A 7,221-nucleotide genomic window follows, 5' to 3' on the forward strand; every position below is an offset into this window, starting at 1 on the left:
CTTGGATGTATGCTTATTAAGAAAGGGAAGGTGTACAGTGAAAGCAAAAAAGACAGTATCCTTATTACTCACTGCAGCGGTGGCGGTCGGCGTCCTGGCTGGCTGCCAAGATACGGCTCAGACAGACGCAAACGGCGGACAGACAGCCTCAGGGGGCACGGAGGCGGCAGGAAACGGAGACGGAGAAATAAAAGAGTTTACCGCATTCTTTGCAGTCCCCGGCTCAGAGATCAATGATGACAATGAAATTATGCTGATGCTTGGGGAGTTGACCGGAGCTACCTGCAAGGAGACATGGTTGACCGGACAGACTGCACAGGAGGCGGTGGGAACCCTGATTGCCGGGGGAGAATATCCGGATTTCATTGACGGCGGCGACGGCATGGCCCAGCTGTATGAGGCGGGGGCGCTGATTCCACTGGATGACTATATTGATCAATATCCCAATATCAAGGAGTTTTTGACAGAGGAGGAATGGGATAAGCTTCGCCAGGATGATGGACATATTTATTGGATTCAGCAGTTTGGAAATATTTATGGCGAGGAAAGGGCTACAACGCACAACGATGAGGCCTTCTGGATACAGACCCGTGTGCTGGAGTGGGCGGGTTATCCGGAAATATATACCATGGATCAATTTTTTGATCTGATTGAATCCTACAATGAAGCGAATCCTACTATGGAAGGGGGAATGGAAAACATTCCGTATACCATTCTCTGTGATGACTGGCGTTATTTCTGTCTGGAGAATGCGCCTCAGTTTTTGGATGGCTATCCCAACGATGGTTCCGTAATTGTAGATCCGGAGGAGCTAAAGATTATCGACTATAATACCACACCGACTGCAAAAAGGTATTTCCAGAAGCTGAATGAAGAATATCACAAGGGCATTGTGGACCCGGAGTCCTTTACGCAGACCTATGATGAGTATATCGCAAAGCTCTCCACAGGCCGTGTGCTGGGAATGATTGATCAGTGGTGGAATTTTGCCTATACTGTAAACGATGCGTTGAAGCAGCAGGGGCTGGATGAGCAAGGCTGCAATTATGTTCCGCTTCCCATCACCATCGAGGAGGGCATGAAGAACCAGTGGCATAATTCCGGCGGTGTTTTAAATGTAGCGAGCGGTCTTGCCATTACAACAAGCTGTGAGGATGTAGAAGGAGCTTTGGCGTTTGTGGACGCACTGCTTGGCCAGGAGGCCCATGATCTGCGCTTCTGGGGTGTGGAAGGAGTGGACTATGAGGTGGATGAAAACGGCGAGTACTACCGGACTGAGGACATGAGGGTGCAGAGCTCCGACACAGCATACAAGGCATCCCATAGTTGTACCTACTCCTATTTCCCGCAGTATTCCGGAACAAGCCGTGATGGCATCAACGCTATGAAGCCGGAGTACCAGGCTAAGGAATTCTACAACAGCTTGAGTGAGGACGTGCAGGAATGCTTTGCGGCATATGGCGCGGAAACCTATGTGGATATGCTTGGAACCAGCGAAGCGCCAGGTCCCTGGTATCCTATGTATTCTTACTCTAACAACATGACAACATCCACTGAAGGCGGGCTTGCATGGGCCAAGATGGGTGAAGTGAAACATGAATATCTTCCGAAGGTTGTAATGTCCGATGATTTTGAAGCGGCGTGGGAGGAGTACATGAAAGTTTATGACTCCTGCGATCCCCAGGCATTCTTAGACGAAATGCAGGCGGAGCTGGACCGCAGGGTAGAAGAGGCGGCAAAATATAACTAAATAAGGCTGTAAAAAGATTTAAAAACAGGCAGATGTCAATGGGAGTCGTCTGCCTGTTTTTCCGAATTGCAAGCTCTGAAAAAGAGCGGAGAATGGAGGTAGGCAAGGCTTCTATGGCAAGAAAGAAAAAAGAAAAAATACATGAGCCCAAAGTAAAAATCACATGGAAGGAAATAAAGCGGCAGAAGGTTTTACTGATCTGGGCGGCTGTAATCGTTGCATATGGCATTGTTTTTTATTATCTGCCCTTAGCAGGATGGGTGATGGCTTTCCAAAATTACAGACCGAAGGACGGGCTGATTCATTCTCAGTTTGTGGGGCTGGCAAAATTTCAGCAGCTGTTTTCTGATGCCACATTTCTAAGGGTGATCCGCAATACGCTGGCTATGGGAGTCATCAATCTGGCAGCGACCTTTATCATGGCCATTGTTTTTGCTATTTTGTTAAATGAGATCAAATCAAAGGGTGGAAAAAAGGTGGTGCAGACAATTTCGTATCTTCCTCACTTTCTTTCCTGGATCATTGTAACAGGAATACTGCATGATGCTCTTTCCAGCAACGGAATCGTCAACGAGCTGCTGGTAAGGGCTGGTATTTTTGACCAGCCCCTGAATTTCTTTGCACATCCGAAATTTTTCTGGCCTATTGTGGCATTTGCTAATGTGTGGAAAGAAACCGGCTGGAACGCTATCATATATCTTGCAGCGATCACTGCCATCGATCCTTCTCTTTATGAGGCTGCCGGAATCGACGGTGCTGGAAGGTTTGCCCGGATACGGTATGTAACGCTTCCTGGGATAAAGCCTACTATTATAATTCTTTTGCTGATGAATGTGGGAAATGTGCTGAACGCTGGCTTTGAAATCCAGTATTTGCTGGGGAATGGGCTGGTACAGAGCGTGTCCCAGACGATTGATATTTATGTTTTAAAGTGGGGCATCAGCCAAAATGATTTTTCAATCGGAACGGCGGCGGGAATTTTTAAGAGTCTTGTGAGCATTATCCTGATTGTGATAGCAAATATGATTGCAAAGAGAAGCGGTGAAGAGCAGTTATTCTGAGAGCAAAGGTGGAGACAAATATGGGAAAAATAAAGAAGAAAAGGCATAAAACCTCAGTTTGGGATAAGCTGTTTACAATATGCAACACCCTGTTTATGATTGCTTTTGTGATTATTACACTTTATCCGGTTATCAATACGCTGGCCATCGCATTTAATGATGGAACAGACGCGCTTCGAGGCGGAATCTATCTGTTTCCCCGGAAGCTGTCTATAAAAAACTTTACGACGGTTCTGCAAAAGGATAATCTGATCACGGGTGCGTATGTCACTGTGGCAAGGACGCTGATCGGAACAATGCTTTCACTTGGAGCAAACGCACTGCTTGCCTATATCGTCAGCAGAAAGAGATTCTTGTTTAAAAGACAGCTCTCTTTGTTCTGGGTGGTGACTATGTATGTCAATGGCGGGATGATTCCGGTTTTCCTTTTGTATAAGAATCTTGGACTGACAAACAGTTTTTGGGTATATGTGGTTCCGGGTATGATAAGCGCGTTTAATATGCTCGTCATCCGTACATATATGAATGGTATACCAGACAGCCTGGAGGAATCCGCGCAGCTTGACGGGGGTGGGTACATGACAATCTTTGTCAAGATTATTTCACCACTCTGCAAGCCGGTTTATGCCACTGTCGCATTGTTTGTGGCAGTAGGGCAGTGGAACTCGTGGTTTGATGCGATGCTGTACAATCGCATGAGCAGTCAGTATACTACGCTGCAATATGAGCTTATGAAGCTCTTGTCTTCGGTGACAAACCAGGGCAACAGTGTGGAGGCTATGAAAAACGCGGCAGGAGCGGTAACACCCACCTCCGTACGGGCAGCGGCTACGATTTTGACCATGCTGCCAATCATTTGCCTGTATCCATTTTTACAGCGGTATTTTGTCACAGGACTGACAATCGGAGGAGTGAAGGAATAGAAGCTGGTGCGATAAAGAAGGCAGATAGAAAGGGAAGGCTATGAAACAAGGCGCTTTTTACACAGGCAAATACAGAAATGCGTTTGCGGAAGCGGGATATGACGAGGAAGTCATTGAGAGCCGGAAGAATGAGATTTTCAGAACATTGTTTTACGGCAGTGACCAAGAACGGCTTTATCATCCGGTGGGTGAGGATATGGGCTACATAGAGGATACCGGAAACGGTGATGTGCGAACAGAAGGCATGTCCTACGGTATGATGATGTGCGTACAGATGAATAAGAAGGAAGAATTTGACCGTCTCTGGAAATGGGCCAGAACCTATATGTATTTGGAGGAGGGAGAAAACGCGGGCTATTTTGCGTGGTCCTGTGGTAAGGATGGAACAAAAAACTCCCTTGGGGCAGCGCCGGACGGAGAGGAATATTTTGCGATGGCTCTTTTGTTTGCAGCCCATCGCTTTGGCAATGGAAAAGGTATCTTTAACTATGAAGGAGAGGCGCGTGAGCTGCTGCACACCTGTATCCACAAGGGGGAGGGCGGCTCTGAAGGGCGCAGTATGTGGGATCCGAATAACAAGCTGATCCGCTTTATCACGGATGTGGATTTTACGGATCCGTCCTACCATCTGCCGCACTTTTACGAGCTGTTTGGTCGATGGGCGAAAGAGGAGGACAGACCGTTTTTTCTGCAGGCTGCCCAGGCAAGCCGTGCTTACCTGAAAAAGGCATGTCATCCGGTTACGGGGCTTTGTGCGGAGTACGCTGAATTTGACGGAAGCCCGTATATGCCTGTTTTGGAGATATGGGGAGGAAGACATGACTGGTATTATAGTGATGCATATCGAACCATTGCCAATATAGCTTTGGATTATGAATGGTTCGCAGCGGATGAATGGGAGCCCGTGGAGGCAAAGCGGCTGCTGAGATTTTTCTGTGAGACCATAAAGAACCAAGACAGGGATGGTATTTTTGCAGTGGACGGCACGCTGCTGGAGGGGAAAGCGCTGCATCCGGTGGCAGTTACAGCCACCAATGCGCAGGCCGGTCTGATTGTTCGGGATGAAAACGCGTATGCGTGTATCCGCAGATTCTGGGAAACTCCGCTTCGGACGGGAATCCGAAGATATTATGATAATTGTCTTTACTTTTTTGCGTTTCTTGCGCTGAGCGGAAGCTATAGAATTTATTGAATTCCTATAGAGACACAGAAACAGGAACATACGACAGAGAAAGAAAGCTACCGGCATTTTTATGGAAGTGTTTAAGGCGGTATATTTATATATTTTGCTTTGAAGAAATATGCGGACTGGCAGTTGAACAAACCATCCCCACCCTTTATAATAATGAAGGAGCAAAGGAAATGTTAAAGGGTGTAAAGGATGAAAAAACGAAGCGTATGGAAAGGCATACTGTCGGCGGCCCTGCTGGCGTGTGCAGGCATTTATATCTGGACACAGGGAGCTTCCGGAGAGCAGATCAAGGAATTTACAGCATTTTTTGATGTCCCGGGGAATACTTTGGATACAAAGAACAAGATTAGGGATAGAATTGCTGAGCTGACCGGATATAGGTGCCAGGAAATCTGGCTGGTGGGACAGACGGCGGATGAGGCCATAGCTTCCTATATTGCAAATGGTGAATATCCTGATTTTATTTCCGGGGACGTGACGCTTTATGAGGCAGGTGCGTTGATTCCCATAGATGAATACTGGGAGGCGTACCCCAATATCCGCACTTATATGTCGGATGAAGCGTGGAACAGGCTCAGGCAGGAGGACGGGCATATTTATTGGATTCCGCAATTTGGCATAGTCAGAGACCAGGCGCCGGAGGTTTTGCACGAGGGGGAGGCGTTCTGGATACAGACAAGAGTGCTGAAATGGGCTGGCTATCCAAAGATCAGCACAGTGGAACAGTATTTTGCCTTGCTTGAGGATTATATGGCGGCAAATCCTTGTATGGAAAGCGGTGAAGAAAATATTGCATTCACCATCCTGTGCGACGACTGGCGTTACTTTTGCCTGGAAAATCCTCCCCAGTTTCTGGATGGCTATCCAAATGACGGAAGCTGTATAGTAGACACGGAAACCATGACCGTTAAGGATTACAATATAACAGCAACGGCAAAACAATATTTTGAGATATTGAACAGGGAATATCACAATGGGCTGGTGGATCCGGAATCCTTTACCCAAAGTTACGATGAGTATCTTGAGAAGCTTGCCTCCGGGAGAGTACTGGGGATGGTGGATCAATGGTGGCAGTTTTCTTATGATGTGGGCGATTTTCTGGAACGACTCAGCGGCCAGGGCTGTAACTATGTTCCGCTTCCGGTTACCATAAGGGAAGGGATTGAAAACCAATGGCATGTGAAACGGGGGGATGATTTCAGTGTGGCAGAGGGAATTGCGATTACAAGGGACTGTAGTGATGTGGAAGGCGCAATGCAGTTTATGAATGATTTGCTGAGCGAAGAGGTTATGAAGCTTCGGTTTTGGGGAATAGAGGGGGAGGACTATAATGTGGATGAAAACGGCGTGTTTTATCGAACAGAGGAACAGCGGGCGAAGGCAAGGGATGGGGAATACCAGGCATCCCAGTTTTGTTACTATTCTTATTTTCCAAGGCTTGAAGGAATGAGTGGAGATGGGCTCAACACATTTCAGCCGGAATACCAGAAGGGAGAGTTTTTCGCCGGACTACCGGAGGATGTGAGGGAATGTCTGGAAGCCTATGGATGCAAAAGCTATGTAGATATGCTGGGAAGCAATGATAAGCCAGGGCCATGGTATCCTATGTATTCGCATTCTGATATGCTTACAAGACAAACAGAGGCAGGAAGGGCGTGGAAGGAAATGAATGCGGTAAAACACAGATATCTGCCGCAGGTTATCATGACAGAGGATTTTGAGAAAATGTGGGAGCAGTATATGACAGAATACAGAGCATGTCTGCCGGAATTGTTCTTTGAGGAAATGCAAAGGGAGCTGGAACGGCGTATAAAAACAGCAGAGGATTAGAAAAAATTTTAATCTGAAATTTTTCTGATTGAGATATTGACAAATGACCTGCAGATAGACTATAGTCATACATATATAAAAAGGCGATGACGAAGAGGAGTATATCCTACCCCTTAAAAGAGAGAGCGGCTGCCGGGTGTGCGGCATACGGCGCTGAAAGGCCGCTTGAAGGAAGGAGGATGGAAGGTAGCTTCTGAGCCGGAGGGCTGAAAATCTAAAACAGGCAGTAGGCTCTCACGCTTTATCCCCGTTAACGGATAGGACTTTGCAGGAAGTCTTAAGAGGCAGTGCGCCGGATGAAAGGAAAAGCTTTTCTGAAGGCACTGTGAACAAAGGTGGTACCGCGTCAACGACGCCCTTTGCCGGTTCTCCGGCAAGGGGCTTTTTTCGTGTGCGCCTGGCGGCGCACGTTTCTTAAGGGTGCAAGTCCCAAATCCGCCTGGTAGCGGGAAGGATATAGCCGAA

5 protein-coding genes and 1 other annotated feature are annotated in these 7,221 nt (G+C 47.3%); all 5 genes read left to right on the forward strand.

Features of this window, described 5'->3' with window-relative positions; translation table 11 throughout:
- Nucleotides 1–37: 37 nt before the first annotated feature.
- Nucleotides 38–1,750 carry an extracellular solute-binding protein gene (locus tag SHK35_RS08445; protein ID WP_318704804.1) on the forward strand — a complete coding sequence of 571 codons (1,713 nt, stop codon included), beginning with the start codon at nt 38–40 and terminating at the stop codon, nt 1,748–1,750.
- A 113-nt stretch (nt 1,751–1,863) separates the two neighbouring features.
- Nucleotides 1,864–2,811 (forward strand): ABC transporter permease, encoded by a 948-nt coding sequence (locus SHK35_RS08450; protein WP_318704805.1) that lies wholly within the window; start codon nt 1,864–1,866, stop codon nt 2,809–2,811.
- Between the two features lie 20 nt (nt 2,812–2,831).
- Complete coding sequence (locus SHK35_RS08455) at nt 2,832–3,734, forward strand: carbohydrate ABC transporter permease (protein ID WP_318704806.1); 903 nt, start codon at nt 2,832–2,834, stop codon at nt 3,732–3,734.
- 40 nt (nt 3,735–3,774) lie between these two features.
- Nucleotides 3,775–4,926, forward strand: a complete 1,152-nt coding sequence (locus SHK35_RS08460) for a glycosyl hydrolase family 8 (protein WP_318709443.1) — start codon at nt 3,775–3,777, stop codon at nt 4,924–4,926.
- A gap of 189 nt (nt 4,927–5,115) precedes the next feature.
- Entirely contained in the window at nt 5,116–6,756 is a 1,641-nt protein-coding gene (locus SHK35_RS08465) for a sugar ABC transporter substrate-binding protein (RefSeq protein WP_318709445.1), read from the forward strand.
- 77 nt (nt 6,757–6,833) lie between these two features.
- Nucleotides 6,834–7,119, forward strand: a binding site (T-box leader).
- Nucleotides 7,120–7,221: the final 102 nt, after the last annotated feature.

This window comes from Candidatus Acetatifactor stercoripullorum (genome assembly GCF_944382095.1).
Lineage (GTDB): Bacteria > Bacillota > Clostridia > Lachnospirales > Lachnospiraceae > Acetatifactor > Acetatifactor stercoripullorum.